This window comes from Devosia salina, from assembly GCF_019504385.1.
Classification (GTDB): Bacteria; Pseudomonadota; Alphaproteobacteria; order Rhizobiales; family Devosiaceae; genus Devosia; species Devosia salina.
In genome coordinates this window covers 1712032-1735638 of the sequence record NZ_CP080590.1, presented here as the reverse complement: position 1 = coordinate 1735638, position 23607 = coordinate 1712032, and the positions used below count along the sequence as shown (strand labels likewise).

22 protein-coding genes are annotated in these 23607 nt (G+C 63.3%); 10 read left to right on the top strand and 12 right to left on the bottom strand.

Translation table 11 applies throughout. The features are described from left to right. Positions 1-43: 43 nt before the first annotated feature. Entirely contained in the window at positions 44-1090 is a 1047-nt protein-coding gene (locus K1X15_RS21420; protein ID WP_276315316.1) for a septal ring lytic transglycosylase RlpA family protein, read from the bottom strand. 318 nt (positions 1091-1408) lie between these two features. Here K1X15_RS21420 and metH point away from each other — a divergent pair, with 318 nt between their 5' ends. The 3 genes from metH (at position 1409) to K1X15_RS08270 (ending at position 6644) form a co-directional block, all read left to right on the top strand. Next, a complete protein-coding gene (gene metH / locus K1X15_RS08280; protein ID WP_220306989.1) occupies positions 1409-5176 on the top strand; it encodes a methionine synthase in 3768 nt (1255 codons plus the stop codon). 151 nt (positions 5177-5327) lie between these two features. Further along, entirely contained in the window at positions 5328-5672 is a 345-nt protein-coding gene (locus K1X15_RS08275; RefSeq protein WP_220306988.1) for a hypothetical protein, read from the top strand. Positions 5673-5723: 51 nt separating this feature from the next. After that, positions 5724-6644 (top strand): patatin-like phospholipase family protein, encoded by a 921-nt coding sequence (locus K1X15_RS08270; protein WP_220306987.1) that lies wholly within the window; start codon positions 5724-5726, stop codon positions 6642-6644. Here the strand turns inward: K1X15_RS08270 and K1X15_RS08265 are convergent. Together K1X15_RS08265 and folD are read right to left on the bottom strand one after the other, a co-directional pair. Continuing rightward, positions 6638-7198 carry a DUF1643 domain-containing protein gene (locus tag K1X15_RS08265; protein WP_220306986.1) on the bottom strand — a complete coding sequence of 187 codons (561 nt, stop codon included), beginning with the start codon at positions 7196-7198 and terminating at the stop codon, positions 6638-6640. The genes K1X15_RS08270 and K1X15_RS08265 overlap by 7 nt on opposite strands. Then, positions 7195-8097: a bifunctional methylenetetrahydrofolate dehydrogenase/methenyltetrahydrofolate cyclohydrolase FolD gene (folD, locus tag K1X15_RS08260; RefSeq protein WP_220306985.1), complete on the bottom strand. Its 903-nt coding sequence runs from the start codon at positions 8095-8097 to the stop codon at positions 7195-7197. The genes K1X15_RS08265 and folD overlap by 4 nt, the downstream gene beginning before the upstream one ends. 74 nt (positions 8098-8171) lie before the next feature. Here folD and K1X15_RS08255 point away from each other — a divergent pair, with 74 nt between their 5' ends. From K1X15_RS08255 to K1X15_RS08245, 3 genes are all read left to right on the top strand, one after another. Beyond that, positions 8172-8789 (top strand): DUF1176 domain-containing protein, encoded by a 618-nt coding sequence (locus K1X15_RS08255; RefSeq protein ID WP_220306984.1) that lies wholly within the window; start codon positions 8172-8174, stop codon positions 8787-8789. A gap of 1 nt (position 8790) precedes the next feature. After that, positions 8791-9225 (top strand): DUF1801 domain-containing protein, encoded by a 435-nt coding sequence (locus K1X15_RS08250; RefSeq protein WP_220306983.1) that lies wholly within the window; start codon positions 8791-8793, stop codon positions 9223-9225. A gap of 312 nt (positions 9226-9537) precedes the next feature. Next, positions 9538-11013 carry an AMP nucleosidase gene (locus K1X15_RS08245; RefSeq protein WP_220306982.1) on the top strand — a complete coding sequence of 492 codons (1476 nt, stop codon included), beginning with the start codon at positions 9538-9540 and terminating at the stop codon, positions 11011-11013. 3 nt (positions 11014-11016) lie between these two features. Here K1X15_RS08245 and K1X15_RS08240 read toward each other — a convergent pair whose 3' ends face one another. From K1X15_RS08240 to K1X15_RS08230, 3 genes are all read right to left on the bottom strand, one after another. Further along, positions 11017-11988 (bottom strand): NAD(P)-dependent alcohol dehydrogenase, encoded by a 972-nt coding sequence (locus K1X15_RS08240; RefSeq protein WP_220306981.1) that lies wholly within the window; start codon positions 11986-11988, stop codon positions 11017-11019. A 10-nt stretch (positions 11989-11998) separates the two neighbouring features. Then, positions 11999-13276 carry a phosphopyruvate hydratase gene (eno, locus tag K1X15_RS08235; protein ID WP_220306980.1) on the bottom strand — a complete coding sequence of 426 codons (1278 nt, stop codon included), beginning with the start codon at positions 13274-13276 and terminating at the stop codon, positions 11999-12001. Between the two features lie 102 nt (positions 13277-13378). Then, positions 13379-14335, bottom strand: coding sequence for an NAD-dependent epimerase/dehydratase family protein (locus K1X15_RS08230; RefSeq protein ID WP_220306979.1), 957 nt, complete (start codon positions 14333-14335; stop codon positions 13379-13381). 90 nt (positions 14336-14425) lie between these two features. Here K1X15_RS08230 and K1X15_RS08225 point away from each other — a divergent pair, with 90 nt between their 5' ends. Further along, positions 14426-14857, top strand: coding sequence for a VOC family protein (locus K1X15_RS08225; RefSeq protein WP_240549692.1), 432 nt, complete (start codon positions 14426-14428; stop codon positions 14855-14857). Between the two features lie 21 nt (positions 14858-14878). Here K1X15_RS08225 and K1X15_RS08220 read toward each other — a convergent pair whose 3' ends face one another. Continuing rightward, complete coding sequence (locus tag K1X15_RS08220) at positions 14879-15487, bottom strand: TetR/AcrR family transcriptional regulator (protein ID WP_220306977.1); 609 nt, start codon at positions 15485-15487, stop codon at positions 14879-14881. A gap of 102 nt (positions 15488-15589) precedes the next feature. Between K1X15_RS08220 and K1X15_RS08215 the strand changes: the two genes are divergently transcribed. Then, positions 15590-16111, top strand: coding sequence for an anthrone oxygenase family protein (locus tag K1X15_RS08215; protein ID WP_220306976.1), 522 nt, complete (start codon positions 15590-15592; stop codon positions 16109-16111). Here K1X15_RS08215 and K1X15_RS08210 read toward each other — a convergent pair whose 3' ends face one another. From K1X15_RS08210 to tpiA, 5 genes are all read right to left on the bottom strand, one after another. After that, positions 16112-16288: a DUF4169 family protein gene (locus tag K1X15_RS08210; RefSeq protein WP_220306975.1), complete on the bottom strand. Its 177-nt coding sequence runs from the start codon at positions 16286-16288 to the stop codon at positions 16112-16114. It abuts the gene before it with no gap. Between the two features lie 65 nt (positions 16289-16353). Continuing rightward, positions 16354-16851, bottom strand: a complete 498-nt coding sequence (locus K1X15_RS08205; protein WP_240549749.1) for a GNAT family N-acetyltransferase — start codon at positions 16849-16851, stop codon at positions 16354-16356. Next, a complete protein-coding gene (locus K1X15_RS08200; RefSeq protein WP_220306973.1) occupies positions 16851-18479 on the bottom strand; it encodes a CTP synthase in 1629 nt (542 codons plus the stop codon). Before K1X15_RS08200 ends, K1X15_RS08205 begins: the two co-directional genes overlap by 1 nt. 112 nt (positions 18480-18591) lie before the next feature. Beyond that, entirely contained in the window at positions 18592-19089 is a 498-nt protein-coding gene (gene secG, locus K1X15_RS08195) for a preprotein translocase subunit SecG (RefSeq protein WP_220306972.1), read from the bottom strand. 142 nt (positions 19090-19231) lie between these two features. Then, positions 19232-19987, bottom strand: coding sequence for a triose-phosphate isomerase (gene tpiA / locus K1X15_RS08190; RefSeq protein ID WP_276315315.1), 756 nt, complete (start codon positions 19985-19987; stop codon positions 19232-19234). Between the two features lie 123 nt (positions 19988-20110). On the opposite strand from tpiA, the gene K1X15_RS08185 reads away from it, so the two are divergent. After that, positions 20111-21985, top strand: a complete 1875-nt coding sequence (locus K1X15_RS08185) for a peptidylprolyl isomerase (RefSeq protein WP_220306971.1) — start codon at positions 20111-20113, stop codon at positions 21983-21985. 31 nt (positions 21986-22016) lie between these two features. Continuing rightward, the gene (gene trpE, locus K1X15_RS08180) at positions 22017-23525 is read left to right on the top strand and encodes an anthranilate synthase component I (RefSeq protein WP_220306970.1); all 1509 of its coding nucleotides are present in this window, start codon (positions 22017-22019) and stop codon (positions 23523-23525) included. The last annotated feature ends 82 nt before the right edge of the window (positions 23526-23607 follow it).

The window sequence follows — 23607 nt, the reverse complement described above, 5'->3', positions numbered from 1 at the left end:
TGAGAGCTGGCCCCGGACTCCTCCCGCCGCCAGTTCTGCGCAATTAATAGAGAATTGTGTCAGTCAGGCCAAGCTCTCGCGCAAGTGTGAGCGCGTCATCCAGTGTTGCGCCGGGCTTGAGCCGGGTCAGTGTCAGCCGTGTTGCCGGGCGACCATTGGCCGTTACCGGCTCTTCGGTGACCGCTCCGAGCAGCGCAAACTGTTGCGCCAGCGAGGCCGCATTGCCGGCATCAGCGAAGATGCCGAGCCCGAGCCGGACCGCACGATTGTCGGCATCGACCGAGGCCACCCAGGCCGCAAGATCCGCATTGCCCGTCGCCATTGCATTGACGGCCGCATGGGCCGAACCGATCGCGGCATCCGCTTCTGCGGGCGTGGTGTCGGCATAGGAGAACAGGCCGGAAATGAAATTGGTGGTCATGCCGACCAGGCTACGGCTGCTCTGCCCGCCACTGCTGGCGACGCGGATCGGGCCGGTGTCAAAGTCAGCCGGGCCGTTGTAGCTGGCCACGAGCATGCGGGTGTCGTCGCCTTCGAGCGGCGCCTGGCCGACATATTCGACATGCACGCTGGTCGAGCCCTTGTTGACATAGCCGAGCATCGCCGCAGCACGATAAGAGAGGTCGATGATCCGGCCCGAGACATAGGGCCCACGGTCATTGACGCGCACGATCAGCGAGCGACCATTCTCGGTATTGGTGACCCGCACATAGGAGGGCAGCGGCAGGGTCGGATGGGCCGCGGTGATGGCATTGGCCGAGAAGATCTCGCCATTGGCGGTGCGGCGTCCATGGAAGTCCGAGCCATACCAGGAGGCGGAGCCCGACGCTGAATAGCTGGGGTCGTGCTGGGGCACATAGGTCTTGCCGCGCACCGTGTAAGGCTTGCCGACCTGGTAGCGACCGCCACCGCGAGGCGGGTTGGGATCGTTGGAGACGCGCGGCGAGACGGCGACGCCATATTCACTTGAGGTGAAGGCGCCACGCTTGAGCGTTGGACCGAAGGAGCCAGTGGTGCACGCCGCCAGGATCGGGGCGACAAGGGCAGCCAGGGCTATGGCTCGGACGGCGCTGCGCCAGGGGGTCGTCACGGTTCGCAAAACTCTTTGAAACAAACACTCTTGCGCGCGAGCATAGCGGTGCCGGGACCGTGTTCACACAAAGGAACAATTTTCTGGTTTAGGAGCAGTTAAGGCCAACGAAGCGTTAGCGAGATGCAGGGCATTTTCGCCAAGTTCAAGCCAGAGGCTTTTTCGCCGGCTGCGGGGCCGCTACCCCTTGGGCGATCCGTTCCGGCGAATGCGCTCAGAACGCAAAGCCATGCCTTGGCGCTTGACTGATATAAAGATATCTTTATGTGATGGCGCGGCGTCTGTTCGCGCTGCAAATCGAAGAAAGAGAGGACGGCGATGAGCCCCTCCCCCGACCGGATCACCGACAGCCCTGCCCGTCCCGACTGGACCGAGGTGCGCGCCGCGCTCACAAGCGCAATGGCCGAGCGCATCCTTATTCTCGACGGCGCCATGGGTACGATGATCCAGCGTCAGGGCCTGACCGAGGAGAATTTCCGCGGCGAGCGCTTCAAGGACTGGAGCCACCCGCTCAAGGGCAATAACGACCTCCTGGTCATCACCGAGCCGAAGCTGATCGAGGATATTCATTTCGCCTACTACATGGCAGGCGCAGATATCGTCGAGACAAATACGTTTTCGGCCACCTCGGTGGCGCAGGCGGACTATGCCTGTGAGGAAGCGGTCTATGACATCAATTATCAGGGTGTCGTCTGTGCCCGACGCGCAGCCATCCGCGCCGAGCAGGCCGACGGACGGCGACGCTTCGTGGCCGGCGCCCTGGGGCCGACGAACAAGACGTCGTCCATGTCGACCGACGTCAACAGCCCGGGCCATCGCGCCATCACTTTCGACGAGCTGGTGACCGCCTATGGCGAGGCCATTCGCGGGCTTGTCGATGCCGGCGCGGACCTCCTGCTGTTCGAGACGATCACCGACACGCTCAACACCAAGGCCGGCATCTTCGCTGCCCAGCGCCTGTTCGAGGAACGCGGCATCGACGTGCCGATCATGATTTCGGGCACCATCACCGATCTTTCCGGCCGCACGCTCTCGGGCCAGACGCCGACCGCCTTCTGGTATTCGGTCCGGCACGCCAAGCCGCTGACCATCGGGCTCAACTGCGCCCTTGGCGCCGACCTGATGCGCGACCATATCGCCGAGCTGTCCGGCGTCGCCGACACCTTTATCTGTGCCTATCCCAATGCGGGTCTTCCCAACGAGATGGGCGCCTATGACCAGACGCCCGAGCAGATGGCGAGCCAGCTCGAGGCTTTTGCCGCCGATGGGCTCCTCAATATCGTGGGCGGCTGCTGCGGCTCAACGCCGGATCATATCCGCGCCGTGGCCGAGACCGCCGCGCGCTTTGCGCCGCGCCAGGTGCCGCATGCCGACCGGCTGCTGCGTCTCGCCGGCCTCGAAGCCTTCACGCTGACCAAGGATATCCCCTTCGTCAATGTGGGTGAGCGCACCAATGTCACCGGCTCCGCCCGGTTCAGGAAGCTCATCACCGCGGGCGACTACACCGCTGCGCTCGACGTGGCGCGGGACCAGGTCGCCAATGGCGCTCAGGTCATCGACATCAACATGGATGAGGGCCTGATCGACTCCAAGCAGGTGATGATCGAATTCCTCAACCTGCTGGCTGCCGAACCCGACATCGCCAAGGTGCCGCTGATGATCGACAGCTCCAAGTGGGAGGTGATCGAGGCCGGCCTCAAATGCGTGCAGGGCAAGGCGCTGGTCAATTCCATCTCGCTCAAGGAAGGCGAAGAGGCGTTCATCCATCATGCGCGGCTCGTGAAAGCTTATGGCGCCGCTGTCGTGGTCATGGCCTTCGACGAAACCGGCCAGGCCGACAGCAGGCAGCGCAAGGTCGAAATCTGCGCCCGTGCCTACAAGATCCTCGTCGAGGATGTCGGCTTCCCGCCCGAAGACATCATCTTCGATCCCAACGTGTTCGCCGTCGCCACAGGCATCGAGGAGCACAATAATTACGGCGTCGACTTCATCGAGGCGACCAAGGAAATCACCGACACCCTGCCCCATGTGCATATTTCGGGCGGTATCTCGAACCTCTCCTTCTCGTTCCGCGGCAACGAGCCGGTGCGCGAGGCGATGCACGCCGTGTTCCTCTACTATGCCATCCAGAACGGCATGGACATGGGCATCGTCAATGCCGGCCAGCTAGCGGTCTATGAGAGCATCGACAAGGAGCTGCGGGACGCCTGCGAGGACGTCATCCTCAACCGCCGGCCCGATTCGACCGACCGCATGCTGGAGCTGGCCGAGCGCTACAAGGGCCAGGGCGGCGGGGCCGGCAAGGCCAAGGACCTCTCCTGGCGCGAATTGCCGGTGGGCGAGCGCATCACCCATGCCCTGGTCAACGGCATCACCGAATATATCGAGGCCGACACCGAGGAAGCGCGCCTGAGTTTCGAGCGGCCGCTGCACGTCATCGAAGGTCCGCTGATGGCCGGCATGAATGTGGTCGGCGACCTGTTCGGCGCGGGCAAGATGTTCCTGCCCCAGGTGGTCAAGTCGGCCCGCGTGATGAAGCAGGCGGTGGCCTATCTGATGCCGTTCATGGAAGCGGAAAAGGACGCCAATGGCGATGCCGCGGGACGCCAGAGCGCCGGCAAGGTGCTGATGGCCACCGTCAAGGGCGACGTGCACGATATCGGCAAGAACATCGTCGGGGTCGTCCTGGCCTGCAACAATTACGAGATCATCGATCTCGGCGTCATGGTGCCGACCCAGAAGATCCTCGAGACAGCTCGGGCGGAAAAGGTCGATATCATTGGCCTTTCGGGCCTCATCACGCCCTCGCTCGACGAAATGGTGCATGTCGCCTCCGAAATGGAGCGCGAGGGTTTCGACATTCCCCTGCTCATCGGCGGGGCGACGACCAGCCGCGTGCATACGGCGGTCAAAATCCATCCGCGCTATGCGCGTGGACAGGCCGTGCATGTCAATGATGCCAGCCGCGCCGTCGGCGTGGTCTCCAACCTGCTCTCGGACGATACCAAGGTGACGTTCATCGAGCAGGTCCGGGCCGAATATGCCAAGGCCGCAGCGGCTCATGAACGGGCCGAGTCCGAAAAGCGGCGCCTGCCGCTGGAGACCGCCCGCGCCAATGCCTTCAAGCCCGACTGGGCTGGCTATACACCGCCCGAGCCCAGCTTCCTCGGCACGCGCGTGTTCGAGGATTTCGATCTCGGCGAACTGGCCCAGTACATTGACTGGACGCCCTTCTTCCAGACCTGGGAGCTCAAGGGTCGCTACCCTGCCATTCTCGAGGACGAGAAGCAGGGCGAGGCCGCCCGCGCCCTCTGGGCCGACGCCCAGAAAATGCTCCGGCAGATCATCGACGAAAAGTGGTTCAAGCCCAAGGCAGTGGTCGGCTTCTGGCCCGCCAATGCCGTCGGCGATGACATTCGCCTGTTCACCGGCGAGGACCGCGGCGAGGAACTGGCAACGCTTTTCACCCTGCGCCAGCAGCTTTCCAAGCGCGACGGCAAGGCCAATATGGCACTAAGCGATTTCGTGGCGCCGCTCGAAACTGGCAAGGCCGATTATGTCGGCGGTTTTGCGGTGACCGCGGGGCTCGAGGAAGTCGCCATTGCCGAGCGCTTCGAGCGCGCCAATGACGATTATTCGTCGATCCTGGTGAAGGCGCTTGCGGACCGCTATGCGGAAACGCTGGCCGAGTTCATGCATCTCAAGGTGCGCCGCGAGCTCTGGGGCTATGCATCCGACGAGACCCTGACGCCCGAGGAGATCATCCTCGAAAATTATCGCGGCATCCGTCCGGCCCCGGGCTATCCTGCCCAGCCCGATCACACGGAAAAGACGACGCTCTTCCGCCTGCTCGACGCCGAGAATACCGTGGGCGTGAGACTGACCGAGAGCTATGCCATGTGGCCCGGCTCGTCGGTCTCGGGGCTCTATTTCAGCCATCCGGACGCCTATTATTTCGGCGTGGCCAAGGTGGAGCGAGACCAGGTGCTGGACTATGCCAGGCGCAAGGGCATGGACGTGGAAGAGGTCGAGCGCTGGCTCGGCCCGATCCTCAACTACATGCCGGGCCGGGTGGCCGCGGAGTAACGCTGGAGATGGTCAGAGCCCCCTCATCCGCCCTTCGGGCACCTTCTCCCACGAGGGGAGAAGGAAGCACCGAGTTTGAACGGGCGCCGACCTACCCCTCTCCCCTTGTGGGAGAGGGTGGATCGGCCGCAGGCCGAGACGGGTGAGGGGTATGCCCAGTCTCGTCCCAATCCCCGTCACCCTGATCACCAATCCCGGCCAGTTGGTGCCGCTGGACGGCGACACGGCGCTGATCCGCCTGCCGGCCAATACCGGTCATGGGCACGCCGATGGCGACAACTGCGTTGCCTGTGCGGCGCAGACCGACGTGCGCGCGCTGCTCTACAATTTGCTCGAAGAGCATCGCCGCAACATGCGGCCCGCTTTCACCCGAGTGGTCGTTGACGCCACGGCGGTTGCTGACCAGCAGGCGGTTGTGCTGGCGCTGACTGGGAAACTGCCCGCGCAGGCCCTGCGCGACCATACCGTGGCGCGGATGTTTTATCTGGCGGGGTGACGCCCCCTTTCCGCTGGCCTAAGCTTTGGCTCCTGCTGGGGGCAGAAGCGCATGAAAAAGACCCGCGTCGGACTGGTTCTGGGTACAGGTGCCGCGCGGGGCTGGGCGCATGTCGGTGTGCTCGAGGGACTGCTCGCGGCCGATCTCGTCCCCGATATCATCTGCGGCACCTCGATGGGAGCGCTGGTCGGCGCGGCCTTTGCCGCTGGTCGGTTCGAGGCCCTGAGAGACTGGGCCATGGCAGCCGATCGCAAGGCCGTTGCTTCCCTCGTCGATGTCAGCCTGCTGTCGGGTGGACTGGTCGATGGCGTCCGCATCGTGGAGTGGATGGCCGGGCTCGATCTCGCCGGGCCGATCGAGGACCTGACGATACCTTTCGCGGCCGTGGCGACTGACCTGGAGACCGGGCGGGAGGTCTGGTTGCGCAATGGCCCGCTGGATCAGGCTCTCCGTGCCTCGATTTCACTGCCCGGCATCTTCAGCCCGGTGCAGATCGACGGCCGTTGGCTGGTTGATGGCGGGCTGGTCAATCCCGTCCCGGTCTCCCTGTGTCGGGCGATGGGAGCGGACTTCGTCATTGCCGTCAATCTCAATGAGGATCTGCTCGGTCGCCGCCTGTTGCCGCAGGTCGATCCTCCGGTTCCCGCAGCGACGGTGGAAGCGAACGGCAACTGGATCGACATGATCAAATCCATGCCCTCCAATCTGGCCAGCCAGATTGCCAGCATTCGCCTGTTTGGTTCAGCCGCCACGCCCGGCTATTTCGACGTCCTGGGCAACTCGCTCAACATTATGCAGGACCAGATCACAAGATCGCGGCTGGCGGGCGAGCCACCCCATGTCATGGTGCTGCCGCACGTCATCGACATCGGCATCATGGACTTTCATCGGGCCAGGGAAGCCATCGCCGAAGGCCGAGCGGCGGTGGAAACGGCCATCCCCGTCATTAGGACCAAGCTTGAGCGTCAATAGGGTCCTGATGCGGGAAACCGCACCAGCGGCGTATCCGCCCGCATATAGAGGGGATGTTTCGGCGACCCATCGGCATTGGTGCCAAAGCACCAGAGCTCTACCCCGTCCGCTCTCAGCGCCTCGACGATCTCGCGCCCGGCCGGCGCGAGCGCCTTGTTGAGCTTGCCGTGGCAGAGCACGACCCGCCCTGCCCCGTGCGCTGCCTGGCGGATGGCCGGGATATTGGCGGGTGAGACAGCCTCCACGCCAGGCGCGACCAGCATTTTGGGGTCAGTCGCGCGGTAGTCCCCGACATTGCATTTGACCATGCCGGAAAAGCCCTCGCGGCGGGCGAAGGTCCATTCGCGGGCGCAGGTCGGGTCATCGACTGTGGCATCAGCGGTCGAGGGGTTCATCCCGATAAAGAGGATGTAGTGCTCCGGAAAGGTCTCTCCCAGCCAGCGCCGCATGATCTGGCGGTAGCGCCCATCCGCGCTCATCACCGCATCGCCGCGCACGCCTTCGCCGAGACGAAGGCGCACCTTGCCGCCGGGGTCGTGGGCGATATCGTTCATGCGGTGAGGTCGCTCGGCGGCACGAGGCCGTTCATCAGCGAGGCGGTGGTGATGGTGTTGGCCAGAAGGCATGCAATGGTCATCGGGCCGACGCCACCCGGAACCGGGGTAATGGCCGCAGCGACTTCGGACGCAGCCGCCGTATCCACGTCGCCGACGAGCCGCGTCTTGCCCTCGCCCTTTTCCGGCGCCGGGATGCGGTTGATACCCACATCGATGACGGTGGCGCCCGGCTTGATCCAATCGCCCTTGATCATCTGCGGACGGCCAACGGCTGCAACCACGATATCGGCCTGACGGACGATGCCGGCCAGGTCCCTGGTGCGCGAATGGGCGACGGTCACCGTGCAATTGTCCTGCAGCAGCAATTGCATCATCGGCTTGCCGACCAGGTTCGAGCGCCCGATGATGACGGCATGCTTGCCTTCGAGGCTCCCCAACTCGTCGCGCAGCAGCATGAGACAACCCAGCGGTGTGCACGACACCGGCCCCGGCAGGCCGATCTGTACCTTGCCGACATTGGCAGGGGTGAAGCAGTCGACATCCTTGGCCGGATCGATCGCTTCGATGACCTTGTTGGGATCGATATGCTTGGGCACCGGCATCTGCACGAGAATGCCGTGCACCGCCGGATCGGCGTTGAGCTGGTGCACCAGGGCCAGGAGATCGGCTTCCGGGGTGTCGGCGGGTAGCTCGTGCTTGAACGAGTTCATCCCGACTTCGGCAGTCTGCTTGGCCTTGGACGAGACATAGACCTGGCTGGCCGGGTCCTCGCCGACAATCACCACGGCCAGGCCGGGGGTGATGCCGTGCTCGGCCTTGAGACGGGTAACATGGCCGGCAATGCGGCCGCGCAGATCTTCGGCAAAGCGTTTTCCGTCGATGATTTTTGCGGTCATTTGGGCCTCGATCTGCTTGAATGGAGCGTGCGGGCGGAGGGCCCCGCTTTCGGCTTCGACATAAGGGATGAAGGATGATCCGTCCATTGCTTTGGCTGCCGCTCCTTGCCGTTTCCGCTTCGGCGACCCTGGCGCAGGAAGCATCGCTGGAAAAGCGCGCCATGAAACTGCATGCATTGGCCAGTGGAACCTATTGCGACGAGGCTGGCAGCGGCTACGTGCCCGACGATGCCTTTCAAAGCTGGACCTTCGATTACACTCCGAGCTGGAGCGATGGCTCGGACACCGAGACGGTGACGCTCGTGCAGGTGTTTTGCACATCAGGCGCCTATAATGTCAGCCACGCCTTCTACTGGGAGCGGGAATTCGATGGCCTGCAGCCGCTGTCCCTGGCGGTGCCTAGCTTCGATATCCGATATGAAGTCGAGGATGACATCGACAGCAAGGTGCTGGGCATCGACGTCACAGGCATGAGCACCCAGGCCATTCTGGTCAACGCCGAATTCGATCCCAAAGCCAAGGTCATCACCGCGCATTCGCTGTGGCGGGGGCTGGGGGACGCCAGTTCATCGGGCACGTGGTTCTTTGACGATGGCCAGTTCACCCTGGTGCAGTACGAGATCGACGCCAGCTATGACGGTGAGGCTAATCCCGAGATCGTGGTGGACTATCTGGCGGCGCAGGGAGGCTAGATTGGCCGAGCAGAAGACGCGGCCGGGGCCTGGGAATGTGGGTGAGTTTCTGGCGCAGGTGGAAAATCCGCAGAAGCGAGCGGATTCCCACGTCCTGATCGAGTTGATGAGCGCGGTGTCGGGGCAACCCCCGGTGCTCTGGGGATCGATCGTGGGGTTCGGGCAGTATCACTACCGCTACCCTACCGGACATGAAGGCGATGCATTTCTCATTGGCTTTGCGCCGCGCAAGGCCGAATTCAGCATCTACCTGATGGGCACCTATTTCCCCGAAGAGACCGAGAGACGCCAGGCGCTGCTGGCACGGCTCGGCAAGCATCGCATGGGCAAGGCCTGCCTCTATGTGAAGCGCCTCAGCGACATCGATCTTGGCGTGCTGCGCGAACTGGCCGAAATTTCGGTGCGCAAGCTGCGCGAGACCTATCCCAATGCATAAAGGCCGCCACAGCATTGCTGCCGGGCGGCCTTTAGGGGGATGTAGCCCACCGCGCTGTTGAGGGCTTGGGGGACAAGCGGCGGACTACCTCCCGCTCACCGGTTGCATGGGTCGTTTGCGTCGCCGATGAACTACGCTCGAAGATGGTGCGCAATTGCGGCGAGAAAAGAGCCGGTCACCGAAGTGTGAAAGTTGGCGGGCGGAGCGGCGCCTCGTTGAGAAGCCGTCATACGGCCTCTATATTGGCTGGAATTGAAAAGACGATTCCAACATCCCGCCGCCCGATCCGCGGGCCGGCCCACGAGGACCCATATGACCACACTTTGCCCGCCGCGCCTTGAGACCCAGTCCTTTACTGACCCCGAAGCGGCATGGGCGCATATCGCGAAGATTTATCACCGCAATTGCGATTTCATTCGCGGGCATCTGGACGCGCTGACCAGGGGCGAAGTGCCGGCTGGTCGTGTCCGCGCTTGTTATCCGCAGGTGGAGGTGCGTTCGACCAGCTATTCCAAGCATGAGAGCACCCTGCCCTATGGCTATCTGCACACGCCCGGCATCTATCGCACCACGGTGACGGCGCCGGACCTGTTCAAGGGCTATCTGCAGGAGCAGTTCGCGGTCATTCTCAAGAACCATGGTGGCGCCATCGAAGTTGGCGAATCCGAGACCCCCATCCCGCTGCATTTCGCGCTCGGGCCGCATGACCATCTGGACGGCAAGGCCATCAATGCCATGGATGTGCCGCTGCGGGACGTCTTCGACGCCCCCGACCTGGGCAATACCGACGACGAGATCGCCAATGGCACCTATGTGCCGCCGCGTGGGGGGCCCTATCCACTTTCGGCCTTCACCGCGCCGCGCGTCGATTATTCGCTGTTCCGTCTGGCCCACTACACCGGCACCGATGCCGAGCACTTCCAGAACTTCGTCATCTTCACCAATTACCAGTTCTATATCGACGAGTTCTGCCGCATCGCCAAGAGCTGGATGGCCGAGAAGCATCCGCACTACCAGCGCTTCATCGAGCCGGGCAATGTGGCGACCGACAATATGCTGACGGGCGGTGGCGTCACCGGGTCACCGCCGCCGCGCTCGCCGCAGATGCCGGCCTATCACCTGGTGGGCGACCGGGGTCGCGGCATCACCATGGTCAATATCGGCGTCGGTCCGTCCAACGCAAAGACCATCACCGACCACATTGCGGTACTCAGGCCGCATGCCTGGATCATGCTGGGCCATTGTGCGGGCCTCAGGAACAGCCAGGAACTGGGCGATTATGTCCTGGCCCACGCTTATGTGCGCGAGGACCATGTGCTCGACGCCGACCTGCCGCTCTCGGTGCCCATTCCGGCGCTGGCGGAAATCCAGCTCGCCCTAGAGGATGCCGTCGAGCAGATCACCCAGACCGAGGGCGTCGAGACCAAGAAGATCATGCGCACCGGCACGGTCGCGACCTTCGACAATCGCAATTGGGAACTGCGCGACCAGACCGAGATTACCCGCCGCCTCAGCCAGTCCCGCGCCGTGGCGCTGGATATGGAGAGCGCGACCATCGCGGCCAATGGTTTCCGCTTCCGCGTGCCCTATGGCACCCTGCTCTGCGTCTCCGACAAACCGCTGCATGGTGAATTGAAGCTGCCCGGCATGGCCTCGGATTTCTATCGCACCCAGGTCAATCGACACCTGCAGATCGGACTGCGTGCCATGGAAATCCTGCGCGACCAGCCGGCCGAACGCCTGCATTCACGCAAACTCCGCAGCTTTGCCGAGACGGCGTTCCAGTAGGGGTCAAGCGCTCATATCGACGATGATCTTGCCGATATGGTCGCCATCTCCAATACGGCGGAGAGCGGCCGGTCCCTGTTCCAGGGGAAAAACGCTGTCGATGACCGGCTCGAGCGTGCCCGCGACGGCCAAGGTGGCCAATCTATCAAGACCAGCGACGGTCGGCTGATAGATGGCCAGTCCCATGGTCTGATTGTCAGCCCTGCCGAGGGCCGTTCCAAGCGCCACGACTTGCAGGATGCGGCCAAGGCTGCCGCCGACCAGCACGACACTTCCGCCAGGAGCAAGGGCGCGCCGGTAACCAAACACGGTCTGGCTCCCCACCATATCGATGATGAAGTCGTATTTTTTCCCGGAATTGGCGAAACTCTCGCGTTGATAGTCGGTGACGTATTCCGCGCCCTGTGACAGCAGGGTGGCCCCCTTGATGCCCTTGTCGACGGCGGTGACGATCGCGCCCGCGGTTTTGGCCAGTTGCAGGGCAAAAAGGCCTGCGCCCCCGCCCGCTCCAGACACCAGAACGTGCTCGCCTGCTCCAAGATTGGGTCTGAATTTCATCGCTTCGACGGCGAGGAGCCCCGCTTGTGGCAGAGCGGCAGCTTGATGAAAGCTAAGTTCTGCCGGCTTGCGCGCAAGAACTTTGACGGGAGCGCATACATAGTCGGCAAAGCCGCCCCAATGCGCCGCGGTCAAATCGCCAAACACAGCATCGCCGACCGAAAATGCATCAACGTCGCGACCGAGGGCCTCGACAACACCGGCAATGTCGCCGCCGAGTATTTTATGCGGTGGACGAAACGGATCGGTTACGCGTCCAAGGGGACGGCCGACCAAGCGATCCCAGTCCCAGGCATTGAGCGAGGCTGCATGCACGCGCACCAGCACTTCATCGGGCCTTGGTTGCGGCCGGGGCACTTGCTCCAGCCGCAAGACTTTTTCGGGCGGGCCATAATGGTCATAGACCAGGGCCCGCATGGTCATTGCCTCAGCGGCCCTTGACCACCGAGTAGCCGGCATATTTGGCCGAAGAACCGAGCTGTTCCTCGATACGGATCAGCTGGTTGTACTTGGCCAGGCGATCGGAGCGGCTGAGCGAGCCGGTCTTGATCTGACCGCAGTTGAGCGCCACCGCGAGGTCGGCAATGGTGGAATCCTCGGTTTCGCCCGAGCGGTGCGACATCACCGAGGTGTAGCCGGCGCGGTGCGCGGTATCGACGGCGTTGAGGGTTTCCGAGAGCGAGCCGATCTGGTTGACCTTGACCAGGATGGAGTTGGCAACGCCCATCTTGATGCCCGAGACCAGGCGCGCCGTGTTGGTGACGAACAGGTCGTCGCCCACCAGCTGCACCTTCTTGCCAATGGCATCGGTCAGGGCCTTCCAGCCGTCCCAGTCGTCTTCGGCCATGCCATCTTCGATGGTGATGATCGGGTAGCGGTTGGCGAGGTCCTCGAGGAAGCGGACGTTCTCGTCCGAGGAGAGCGACTTGCCCTCGCCCACCATCTCGTACTTGCCGTTCTTGTAATATTCGGTGGCGGCGCAATCGAGGCCGAGGAACACGTCCTCGCCCGGCTTGTAGCCGGCCTTTTCGATCGAGCGCATGATGAAGCCCAGGGCGTCGTCAGCGCTCTTGAGGTTCGGCGCAAAGCCGCCCTCGTCGCCCACGGCGGTGTTGTGGCCTTCGGCCGACAGACCCTTCTTGAGTGTGTGGAAGATTTCCGAACCGATGCGCACGGCGTCGGCGATCGAGGTGGCGCCAGCGGGCAGGATCATGAATTCCTGCATGTCGATCGGGTTGTCGGCATGCTCGCCGCCATTGATGATGTTCATCATCGGCACCGGAAGCACATGGGCGTTGGGGCCGCCGATATAGCGGTAGAACGGCAGCTCGCTCGACTCGGCGGCGGCCTTGGCGACGGCCAGCGACACGCCGAGAATGGCGTTGGCGCCCAACTTGCCCTTGTTGGCGGTGCCGTCGAGATCGATCATGGCCTGGTCGATGGCCAGCTGATCGAGCGCGTCCATGCCCTGGATTTCGTCGGCGATGACGGTGTTGACGTTCTCGACCGCCTGGGTCACGCCCTTGCCCATATAGAGCTTGCCGCCATCGCGCAGTTCAACGGCTTCATGCGCGCCGGTCGAGGCGCCCGAAGGCACGGCGGCGCGGCCGAAGCTCCCATCGTCCAGCACCACGTCGACTTCGACGGTGGGATTGCCGCGGCTGTCGAAAATCTGGCGGCCATTGACGTGGATGATTGAAGACATGCGAGCCCTTCCCGGAAAGCTTTTGGGGTGTAGGTGCCTGTCTAGACGCGCCGTGTGACAGTGAAAAGAGGGCAGATGCAAAAATCGCGCATGGAAGGTCGGCTAGACGGCCAGTTTTCTGTGGGCGATCAGCCAGGACACCGATTCCTGCACGGCAGCCAGCGAGCTGTATCGCGGCGCATAGCCGAGCAGGCGGCGGCCTTTCTCGATACTGGTATTGGGGCTGCGGGCAATGTGCTCCCAGGTGGCAGCGGCATTTTCAGGGGTCTGCATCGCTTTCCATTCCTCCCAGGGATGAAAGCTCGGCGCCGGTTCGTGTCCGAACCAGCGATACATGGCTTCGGCATAGCCGCGCAGCGTAACGGCTCGGGGCGATACCGCATGGAAGGCCTCGCCCACCGACACGCTCCAATTGGCCATGGCCCGGATGGCGAGGACGGCAATGTCGTCGGCGTGGACGTGATGCACGGTCTCCATGCCGAAATTGGGCAGGGCCAGCGTGTCCCCGCGCGCAATCGTGGCAAAGGCGGCATCGTCGAAATGACCGGCCGGGTTGAGCGGCGACCACCCCTGCCCCACAATGTGGCCAGGATGGAGGATGGTTGCCGGAAAGCCGTCGCGCCGGGCCAGATCGAGCAGATATGCCTCAATGGCCGCCTTCTGCACTCCGTACTCGCCGAAGGGGCGCTTGGTCACGTCTTCGGGCGTGGGCACCACTTCAGAGAAACCATGGGTCCAGATGGTGCCGATATGCAGGAAATGCTGCACCCGTCCCCTCAGCGCCTCGACCAATTGGCGGGCGCTGTCGAGGGTGAAGCAGATATTGTCGATCACAACTTTGCCGCCGAGATCGGCGATGGCGCTCCCGAACCGGCCCGCCGCTTCCTCGTCGGCGCGATCAAGCATGACGCGTTCGACGCGCTGCCAGGCGGGATCGGGCAAATAGGGCTCGGCCTTGCCGCGCGTTACCGCCACGACCTCATGGCCGTCCCGGACGAGACGAGGAACGAGATAGGTGCCGATGTGGCCGGTTGCACCGATGACGACGACCCGTGCCATGGCGTTCCCTCCCGGTGTGGCCTCAAGCATGGACCTGTACTAACATGTCAGGGCGGGCTGTCCAGTCCGTCGATTCCGGAGGAAGACATTTTGAGCACACCCCTCGTCAAACAGGTGGCGCATACCTGCATTTTTGCCCGCGACCTTGATGCCGTCGAGGCCTTTTATCGCGACGTCCTGGGCGTCTCGCCAAAATTCGATTTCAAGCGCGGTGAGGACCGCATCGGTTTCTATCTCGATTTCGGCAATCGCACCTTTGTCGAAGTCTTTAAGAAGGGCGAGAGCCGGTTCGAGGACACCAACCAGATCAACCATATCTGCTTCGAGACCGACGACATCGACGGCTTCATGGCCAATGCAAAGGCCAGGGGCGTTTCGGTGACCGACAAGAAGCTGGGCGTCGATCACACCTGGCAATGCTGGCTGGCGGACCCAAGCGGGGTCAAGATCGAGATTTTCCAGTACACGCCAGAGAGCATGCAGTTTGGCCCGGATGGCGGTGTCTGCCAGGTGGATTGGTAGCACGGATGCCGTGGCGGCCACTCAGCCGCCGGGCTGCGGCGATCCATCAATGAGGCGATAGAAGACCTCCAGGGCCGCATTGGAGCGAGCTTGCGCTTCCGCCTCCGACAGCGCAGGCGCGTCGTTGATGACGCGCCTGATCTGCAGGTCGCCGATGAGGAGGCCCAGAAACCACTGCGTCGCCTGTTTCGCGCTGACCGTCTTGCCCTCGCAAATGCGTGCCATGACGCCTTCGAACAGCGGCATGATCTCGTTCCTGCCGCCGGCTGATATGGCAGCCCCGAGGGCACCGCTTGGGTCGGCCGCCGCGGCCCGATTGAGCAGAATGGCGCGTTCGCCCAGCAGCATGGCGAGAAACACAGGCGCCACGCGCTCGAGGGCCTGTCTGGGGTCCGCTTGCGCGCTAAGGGCTTCGGACAGCATCTGCCGCGTTTCGGCGGCATTATCCCGCACCATGGTCCGGAACAGGCCGTCCTTGTCGCCATACCAGCGATAGAGGGTTTCGTTGGAGGCCTTGGCGGCGCGCGCAATGTACAGCATCGAGGTCCCACCATAGCCATGCGTGGCCAGGAGCTCATAAGCGGCCCGGCAAATCTGCTCATGACGCTGCTTTCGCTTCTCGTCGTCCATTCTCGGCTCCGCACGCTTTACAAGCAAAGCGTACACATCTATACGGCTCTGTAAACCCGTACACATGTGTACGGCGCCCTGATGAAGATCGAGGAGCTTGCCATGCGTGTCCTGTCCGTCGCCATGATCGTGGTGTCGCTCGTGCTGAGCGCGGCCATTTTCGGTTTCTTCTACGCCTGGATCTGCTCGACCATGTGGGGGCTGGATGCCGCCGATCCCCGGATGGCCATTTCGGCCATGCAGGCGATGAACGCTTCGGTCCGTAATGCCGTCTTTGCCCCAGCCTTCTTCGGGACACCGATGGCACTGGGACTGACGGCCGCCCTGCTCTTCGCGCAGCGGTACCGATCAAGTGCGGCGGCGTTCGCCCTGGCTGCCGCTCTCTATACCGGTTTCTGCCTGATCCTGACCTTGGGCGTGAACGTTCCCATGAACGAAGGCCTTGCCGCTGTCGCAATTCCCCCAGACGCCGCAACCGCCCAAGTCATCTGGCGAGACTATTCGCAGCCCTGGCAGGTCTGGAACCAGTTCCGCACGGTGGCGGCCGGCCTTGCCTTTCTTGCGGCGCTGTCAGGTCTTTTCCTCTACCGGAGGGCGCCGCGCGCTGCCGGCACGGCGGCCTGATCATTCGTCGCGCTTGTGCCCGTCGATATGCTTTTCGGCCTTGGCCTTCTCGGCCGCATCCTTGAGCTTTTCAGCTTTCGTGCGACCAAAGAGGACGCGGTTCTGGGAAGCCTGCGTTTCCCTTTCGGCGCGGGCCTTCTGCTTGCGGACGTTGCGGAGGTTGATGATATCGGCCATGGCGGTTTCCTGGGGCATGTCGCCGCTGCGGGCAACCTAGCAGAACGGCCGGCTTGAATAAAAGCTCAGTCCGGTCGGGGCAGCGTCAGGTAGATGCTGTCGCACCATTCGTCGCCAAGCAGGAAAGTGCGCTCGGCGCGGCCAGTTTCCACGAAACCGAGGCGAGCGAGAACGCGAAGTGACGCGACGTTTCGTGGATCGACATCGGCACGGAGTTCGGTAGCCGCTGTGTTACCAAAAATATGAGCAATGCAGGCCAAAGATGCTTCGGTCGCAAAGCCACGCCCCCAGTAATCGGGGTGAATGATGAAGCCGAAGTCAGGAAGCCGCCCGGCCCCGACATCGCCGATGACACGGCCCTCATGCTCGATGATCAAATCCTCGCCACCAGCTTCCGTGCGGGCGATCATCCGTTCCAGCCAAGGCCCGGTCACGTCTTTGCTGGCATGGGGCAGCGTCGACCAGTAGCGCATGGCCGACGGGTTCGACATGATCTCGAACATGGCGTCGAGATCATCCATGTGGGGGCGACGGAGCAGCAGGCGCTCCGTCAGGATTTCCATCAAACCAACCGGCTCTGGTCCATCGCCGCGGCGATGAAGCTGGTGAAGAGCGGGTGCGGCTCGAATGGTTTCGACTTCAGCTCCGGGTGGAACTGCACGCCGATGAACCAGGGATGGTCGGTACGCTCGACGATTTCGGGCAGCGTGCCATCGGGCGAAACGCCTGAGAACAGCAGGCCATTGGCTTCCAGGCGCTTGCGATAATCCATGTTCACCTCATAGCGGTGACGATGGCGCTCGGAAATGCGAGTCGAACCATAGATGTCGGCGACGCGCGAGCCGCGGGTCAGCTGGGCTGGATAGGCGCCGAGGCGCAGCGTGCCGCCCAGGTCGCCATCGGCAGCGCGGGCTTCCTTTTCGTTGCCCTTCACCCATTCGGTCATCATGCCCACGATCGGCTCCTTGGTGGGGCCGAATTCGGTGGAAGACGCAGCCTTGATGCCGGCGGTGTTCCGCGCCGCCTCGATACAGGCCATCTGCATGCCGAAGCAGATGCCGAAATAGGGCACGTCCTTGATGCGGGCAAAGCGCGCCGCCTCAATCTTGCCGGCCGAGCCGCGCTCGCCGAAGCCGCCGGGCACCAGGATGCCGTGCACATGCTCGAGATAGGGTGCCGGGTCGTCGCGCTCGAAGACTTCCGAGTCGATCCACTGCAGATTGACCTTCACCTTATTGGCGATGCCGCCATGGGTCAGGGCTTCCGAGAGCGACTTATAGGCGTCCTTCAAACCGGTATACTTGCCCACAATGGCGATGTTCACCTCGCCCTCGGGGTTGTGATAGCGGCGCGACACCTCTTCCCAGGCCGACATGTCGGGCTCGGGCGCATCGGTGATGCCGAAGGCTGCAAGGATTTCGCGGTCGAGGCCTTCATTGTGATAGGCCATCGGCACGTCATAGATAGAGCCCACGTCGAGCCCCTGGATAACGGCGGTTTCGCGCACGTTACAGAAGAGGCTGAGCTTCTTCTTCTCGCCCTCGGGGATCGGACGGTCACACCGCACCAGCAGCACGTCGGGTGCGATACCGATGGAGCGCAGCTCCTTGACCGAGTGCTGGGTCGGCTTGGTCTTCAACTCGCCGGCCGAGGGAATATAGGGCATCAGGGTCAGGTGCAGATAGGCGCAATGATTGCGCGGCAATTCATTGCCAAGCTGGCGAATGGCCTCGAAGAAGGGCAGCCCCTCGATGTCGCCCACCGTGCCGCCGATCTCGACCAGCACGAAATCGAAGTCCTCATTGCCCTCGAGCACGAAATTCTTGATGGCGTCGGTCACATGCGGAATCACCTGCACCGTGGCGCCGAGGAACTCGCCCTTGCGCTCCTTGGCCAGCAGGTCCGAATAGATGCGGCCCGAGGTGATGTTGTCGCGCTTGTTGGCAGCGCGACCGGTGAAGCGCTCATAGTGCCCCAGGTCGAGATCGGTCTCGGCACCGTCATCGGTGACGAAGACCTCGCCATGCTGGGTCGGCGACATCGTGCCGGGATCCACGTTGAGATAGGGGTCGAGCTTGCGCAGGCGGACCTTGTAGCCGCGCGCCTGCAGCACAGCGCCAAGCGCCGCCGAAGCCAGACCTTTGCCAAGGGAGGAGACCACGCCTCCGGTGATGAATACGTACCGAGCCATGGGCGATCACCATAAGCACATCAGAAATGATTCGCAGAGTGGGAAGCCCGCTCTACACAAAAAGAAGAAGGGGATGTCGCCATCCCCTTTTTCACGGACGCCTTGCGGCGGATCAGTTACCCGCCGGCGCGGCGGGAGTTTGCTCTTGCGGCGCAGCGGCGTCGGCAGCCGGGGCCTCGGGAACCGGGAGGTCGCTTGCGGGCGACGTCGTGGAGGTAGTGGTCGTCGAGGTCGAATCGGCAGCAGGCGCAGCGGTGCTGTCGGCCGGCAGCGGCAAATCCGAGGTCTCGTCGCCCTGCAGTGCGTTCAATGCATCCAGGACCGTGGAGGGCTGTTCGCCTGCGGTGCCGGACGCCGCATTCTCCAGAATTCCGGAGGTTCCGCGATCGAGTTCGTTGAGAACGGTCAGGCCGATGGCCGAGGCAAAGAACAGGGTGGCGAGGATCGCAGTGGTGCGGGTCAGCAGATTGGCCGAGCCGCGGGCGGTCATCAGGCCACCGCCACCGCCGCCACCAATGCCAAGGGCGCCCCCTTCAGAGCGCTGGATCAGGATGACGACAATCAGCGCCAGCACGATCAGCAGATAGGCGACGAGCAGTACGTTGGCCATGAATCTCTTGTCTTCGCGTCAGTCCGGGCGTGCCAAAGGCCCCGCCCGGGTTGGAAAGGATGCGGGGTCATACACCCCTCGAACGGCAAATGCCAGCCGCTTGCGGCGCTTTTTCGCGACAAGCGGCGGTGGGCGTTCGGTTCTAGACGGCGGAGATAATCGTATAGAAGTCCTTTGCCAAGAGGCTTGCACCGCCAACCAGTCCACCGTTGACATTGCTGACGCCGAGAATTTCGCGGGCATTCTGGGGCTTGAGCGAGCCGCCATAGAGAATGCGGATGCTTTCACCCTTGGAGAGGCCGAACCGGTCGACCAGCCGGGCGCGGATGGCATCATGCATCTGCCCGATCTCGTCCAGGGTGGGGGTGCGGCCGGTACCAATGGCCCAGACCGGCTCATAGGCGACGGTCACTTCGTGGTGTTCCGCAGCGTCCGGAATGGAGGCCGCCAGCTGTTCGGCAACCACCGATTCCGCTTCGCCGGCATCGCGCTGCGCTTCGGTTTCGCCAATGCAGATGATCGGCTTGAGGCCAGAGCCGATCGCAGCTTCCGCCTTGGCGCGGACTTTTTCGCTGCTCTCTCCATGGTCGGTCCGACGCTCGGAATGGCCCACGATCACGTATTGGGCTCCGGCATCGGCCAGCATGGCAGCGGAAATGTCACCGGTATGGGCACCATGCGGTTCCTGGTGGCAATCCTGGCCGCCGGCGATGATGCCACTCGATGCGCCTTGTGCCGCCACGGCGGCCAGCAGGGTTGCGGGCGGACAGACGACAACCAGCGCGCGCGGCGCCTCTCCGGTGGTCAGCAAGCGCGCCAGTTCACTCAGCTCATCCAGGGAGTGGGTGAGCCCATTCATCTTCCAGTTTCCTGCGATCAGCGGTGAGATGGTCGTCAATCTTGCTACTCCTGCCTCTTGCGCCGAGAGGGGCTTTGCCCTAACCCCGGCTGTCGTATTTGTCTTAGTAGTCCGCCCCTGCCGCTCGGGTAAAGGGTCGGACCCGAAACTGGAACGCTTCAGATGCTCGATGGTTTGCGTGGTTTTGCAAAATCCTGGCCGGGAAAGATCATGGGAGCGTTCCTCCTGGTCGGCATAGCCGGGTTCGGCATCAATAATGTGATCATCGATCTGGGCAGCAATACCGTTGCGCGCGTGGGCGACGAGGAGATCAATTCCCGCGAATTCCTGCGCGCCTACCAGAACCAGGCCGAGCGAGTCTCCCAGCAATTGGGCTCCGTGCCGACCGCCAGCCAGGCCGAGGCCATGGGCATTCCGACGGCCGTCCTGCTCGGCCTGTCGGAGGGCGCGACGCTGGACGGGCTGGCCGATCAGTTCGGGCTGGGCGTGTCCGATGCCAGGCTCGCCCAGATGCTGCGCGAGGACCCATCCTTCCACGGGACGCTGGGGACCTTCGAACCGGGTATCTTCACCCAGGTGCTGCAGCGCGCCGGCTGGACCGAGGCCGAGTATTTCGAGGCCCGTGCCGACGAGGCGCGGCGCAACCAGCTGACCAGCGCCCTGATCGCCGACACCGAAATGCCCGATGTGGCCGCCGGGCTGATCAACGACTACGCCACCGCCACCCGCACCATCGACTATATCACCCTGGGCGAGACCAGCGTCGAGGCGCCCGCAGCGCCGACCGAGGAAGAGCTGGCGGCGTACCTTGAAGAGCACCAGACCGAGTTCCGCACGGTGGAAACCCGCAAGGTCAAGCTGCTCGATCTGTCCCTGCCCTCCCTGGCCGCGACCAAGACCGTCTCCGAAGACGCCATCGCCGCCGAATACGAGAAGACCAAGGCTTCGCTGACGACGCCCGAGCGCCGCACCATCGAGCAGGTGTCGCTGGCGACGCCCGAATTGCAGGCCCAGTTCGAGGCCGGCCTTGCCGCCGGGACCGATTTCGGCACGCTGATCGCCGATGCCGGCCTGACCCCATCCAGCCTCGGGACACTGACGCAGGCGGAGATTACCGATACCCGCCTGGCCGATGCCGCCTTCGGTCTTGAGGAAGGCGGTTACGCCATCATCGAAGGCATTGGCGGCAAGCGCGCCGTGCATGTCGTCGAGATCGAGGCGTCCCGCGAACCGACGCTGGAGGAAGCGCGTGCCGACATTGTCGAGCGCCTGTCGCAGGCCGAGGCGCGCAATGACATCAACGAGATCCTCGACCAGATCGAGGAGCTGCGGGCCGCCTTCCAGCCGATCGAGCAGATCGCGGACCGGTTCGGGCTGCCCGTCTATGAACTGACCGTCACCAGTGGCGGAACCGAGCTGTCGGCCCTCCCCAATCTGGACGCGGCCAACTATCCGCGCGTGGCCCAGGCCATCTTTGCCGCCGAGCAGGACAAGCTGATCCCGTCCATTCCGCTCTCGGGCAATGCGCATCTCTGGTTCGACCTCGAGGCGATCGAGCCGGCCCGCGACCAGACGCTCGAGGAAGTGCGGGACGAGGTGGTGGCCGCGATCACCGCGGAGCGCGTGAATGATGCGCTGCTGGCCAAGGCCGAGGACATCGTGACCCGTCTCGAGGCCGGTCGAAACCTTGCCGATATCGGCATGGAGCTTTCCACCTTTCCGCAGCTGAGCGCGCCCTTTACCCGATTTGGCTCGGAAGACGGGCTGATCGACAGCACCTTGGCTTCGGCCGCGTTCGCGGGCGGTCCGGACCATGCCGGTTCGGTCGTCAATGAGACCGGTGAGGTCGTGGTGTTCCAGGTGGTCAACACAACCGCGCCGACCGAGCCGCTCGATGCCGCGACCCGCAGCAGCCTCGACACCGAGACCCGCGCCGGCCTCTATTCCGAATTCGTCGCCGCATTGCGCGACGATGCGGGCCTGCGGATCAACCAGCAGGTTCTCAACCAGCTGCTCGTGCAAAATTACGGCCAGTAACGGCGCAACTCTCCAACGGAACCAGACCAAAATGGGCGACGACTACTCCAAGACCTTTGCCGCTCAATACGATGCCGGAAAGTCTGGACTCGTCTGGCGTCGCATCGTGGCGGACCTGGAGACCCCGATTGGCACCTATCTCAAGCTGGCGGCTGGTCGCACCCATTCGTTCCTGCTCGAAAGCGTGCAGGACGGAACCACCCGCGGCCGCTATTCGATCATCGGCCTGTTGCCGGACCTGATCCTCAAGGTCGAGGACGGCAAGGCCGCGATCAATCGCAGTGCCCAGACCGCCCCCGAAGCCTTCGAGCCCATGGACGACATGCCGCTCGATGCGCTGCGCAAGCTCGTGGCCGAAAGCCAGATCGACATGCCGGCGGGCCTGCCCCCGCAATCGGCCGGCATCTATGGCTATCTCGGCTATGAGATGGTCCGCTACATGGAAGTGCTGCCCAACGCCAATCCGGATGATCTGAAAACCCCGGAAGCGGTGCTGATGCGCCCCTCGCTCCTGGCCATCTTCGATACGGTCAAGGACGAGCTCTATCTCACGGCGCCCATCTATGTGCGCAAGGGTGTCTCGGCGGCCCAGGCGCTGGCCGCGGCCGAAAGCCGGATCGATGACGCGATTGCCCGCCTGTCGCGGGCCCTGCCGACCACCCCTGCCCTGCCCGACCTCGATTCCATCGCGGTCACCAGCAACACCTCGAAGGACGAGTATTTCGAGATGGTGGCCCGGGCCAAGGACTATATCGGCGCCGGCGATATCTTTCAGGTGGTGCTGAGCCAGCGTTTTTCGGCCGACTTCACGCTCCCGCCAACCGCTCTCTATCGGGCGCTGCGGCGCACCAACCCGTCGCCCTATATGTATTTCCTCGATTTCGGCAGCTTCGCGGTGGCCGGTTCGAGCCCGGAAATCCTGGTGCGGGTGCAGGATGGCGAGGTCACCATTCGCCCCATTGCGGGCACCCGCAAGCGCGGCGCCACGCCCACGCGTGATCAGGAGCTGGCGGCCGAACTGTTGAGCGACCCCAAGGAATTGTCCGAGCATCTGATGCTGCTCGATCTGGGGCGCAATGATGTGGGCCGCGTGGCGAAGATCGGGACGGTCAAGGTCACCGACAAGTTCTTCCTCGAATACTATTCCCACGTCATGCACATCGTCTCCAATGTGGTGGGCGAGCTCGATCCGCAATATGATTTCGTCGACGCCCTGTCGGCTGGTTTTCCGGCTGGCACGGTGTCGGGGGCTCCCAAGGTGCGGGCCATGGAGATCATCGACGAACTCGAAAAGTCGCGGCGCGGCATCTATGGCGGCTGTGTGGGCTATTTCGGTGCCGACGGCACCATGGATACCTGCATCGTGCTGCGCACCGGCATCGTCAAGGACGGTAAGCTTTACGTTCAGGCGGGCGCCGGCATCGTAGCCGACAGCAAGCCCGAGCTCGAGCAGCTCGAATGCGAGAACAAGGCCCGCGCCCTTTTCAGCGCCGCCGAGGAAGCGCTACGCTATGCCGGCGAAGCGGGAGTGGGGCAGTGAATTCTATCGCGGATATCAGTGTGCGTGGCGGCATCACCCCACCCTCATTCCCTCCCCATCAAGGGGAGGGAGGCGCAGGGCC

Coding starts and splice junctions, on each gene's coding strand:
- K1X15_RS08265 (WP_220306986.1), bottom strand. CDS start 7,198: ATGAACGATATCGCCCACGACCCCGGCGGCAAGGTGCGCCTTCGTCTC.
- K1X15_RS08270 (WP_220306987.1), top strand. CDS start 5,724: ATGAAAAAGACCCGCGTCGGACTGGTTCTGGGTACAGGTGCCGCGCGG.
- metH (WP_220306989.1), top strand. CDS start 1,409: ATGAGCCCCTCCCCCGACCGGATCACCGACAGCCCTGCCCGTCCCGAC.
- K1X15_RS08200 (WP_220306973.1), bottom strand. CDS start 18,479: ATGGCTCGGTACGTATTCATCACCGGAGGCGTGGTCTCCTCCCTTGGC.
- folD (WP_220306985.1), bottom strand. CDS start 8,097: ATGACCGCAAAAATCATCGACGGAAAACGCTTTGCCGAAGATCTGCGC.
- secG (WP_220306972.1), bottom strand. CDS start 19,089: ATGGCCAACGTACTGCTCGTCGCCTATCTGCTGATCGTGCTGGCGCTG.
- K1X15_RS08275 (WP_220306988.1), top strand. CDS start 5,328: ATGCCCAGTCTCGTCCCAATCCCCGTCACCCTGATCACCAATCCCGGC.
- K1X15_RS08185 (WP_220306971.1), top strand. CDS start 20,111: ATGCTCGATGGTTTGCGTGGTTTTGCAAAATCCTGGCCGGGAAAGATC.
- trpE (WP_220306970.1), top strand. CDS start 22,017: ATGGGCGACGACTACTCCAAGACCTTTGCCGCTCAATACGATGCCGGA.
- K1X15_RS08205 (WP_240549749.1), bottom strand. CDS start 16,851: ATGGAAATCCTGACGGAGCGCCTGCTGCTCCGTCGCCCCCACATGGAT.
- K1X15_RS08230 (WP_220306979.1), bottom strand. CDS start 14,335: ATGGCACGGGTCGTCGTCATCGGTGCAACCGGCCACATCGGCACCTAT.
- K1X15_RS08245 (WP_220306982.1), top strand. CDS start 9,538: ATGACCACACTTTGCCCGCCGCGCCTTGAGACCCAGTCCTTTACTGAC.
- K1X15_RS08210 (WP_220306975.1), bottom strand. CDS start 16,288: ATGGCCGATATCATCAACCTCCGCAACGTCCGCAAGCAGAAGGCCCGC.
- K1X15_RS08240 (WP_220306981.1), bottom strand. CDS start 11,988: ATGCGGGCCCTGGTCTATGACCATTATGGCCCGCCCGAAAAAGTCTTG.
- K1X15_RS08255 (WP_220306984.1), top strand. CDS start 8,172: ATGATCCGTCCATTGCTTTGGCTGCCGCTCCTTGCCGTTTCCGCTTCG.
- K1X15_RS08220 (WP_220306977.1), bottom strand. CDS start 15,487: ATGGACGACGAGAAGCGAAAGCAGCGTCATGAGCAGATTTGCCGGGCC.
- eno (WP_220306980.1), bottom strand. CDS start 13,276: ATGTCTTCAATCATCCACGTCAATGGCCGCCAGATTTTCGACAGCCGC.
- K1X15_RS08215 (WP_220306976.1), top strand. CDS start 15,590: ATGCGTGTCCTGTCCGTCGCCATGATCGTGGTGTCGCTCGTGCTGAGC.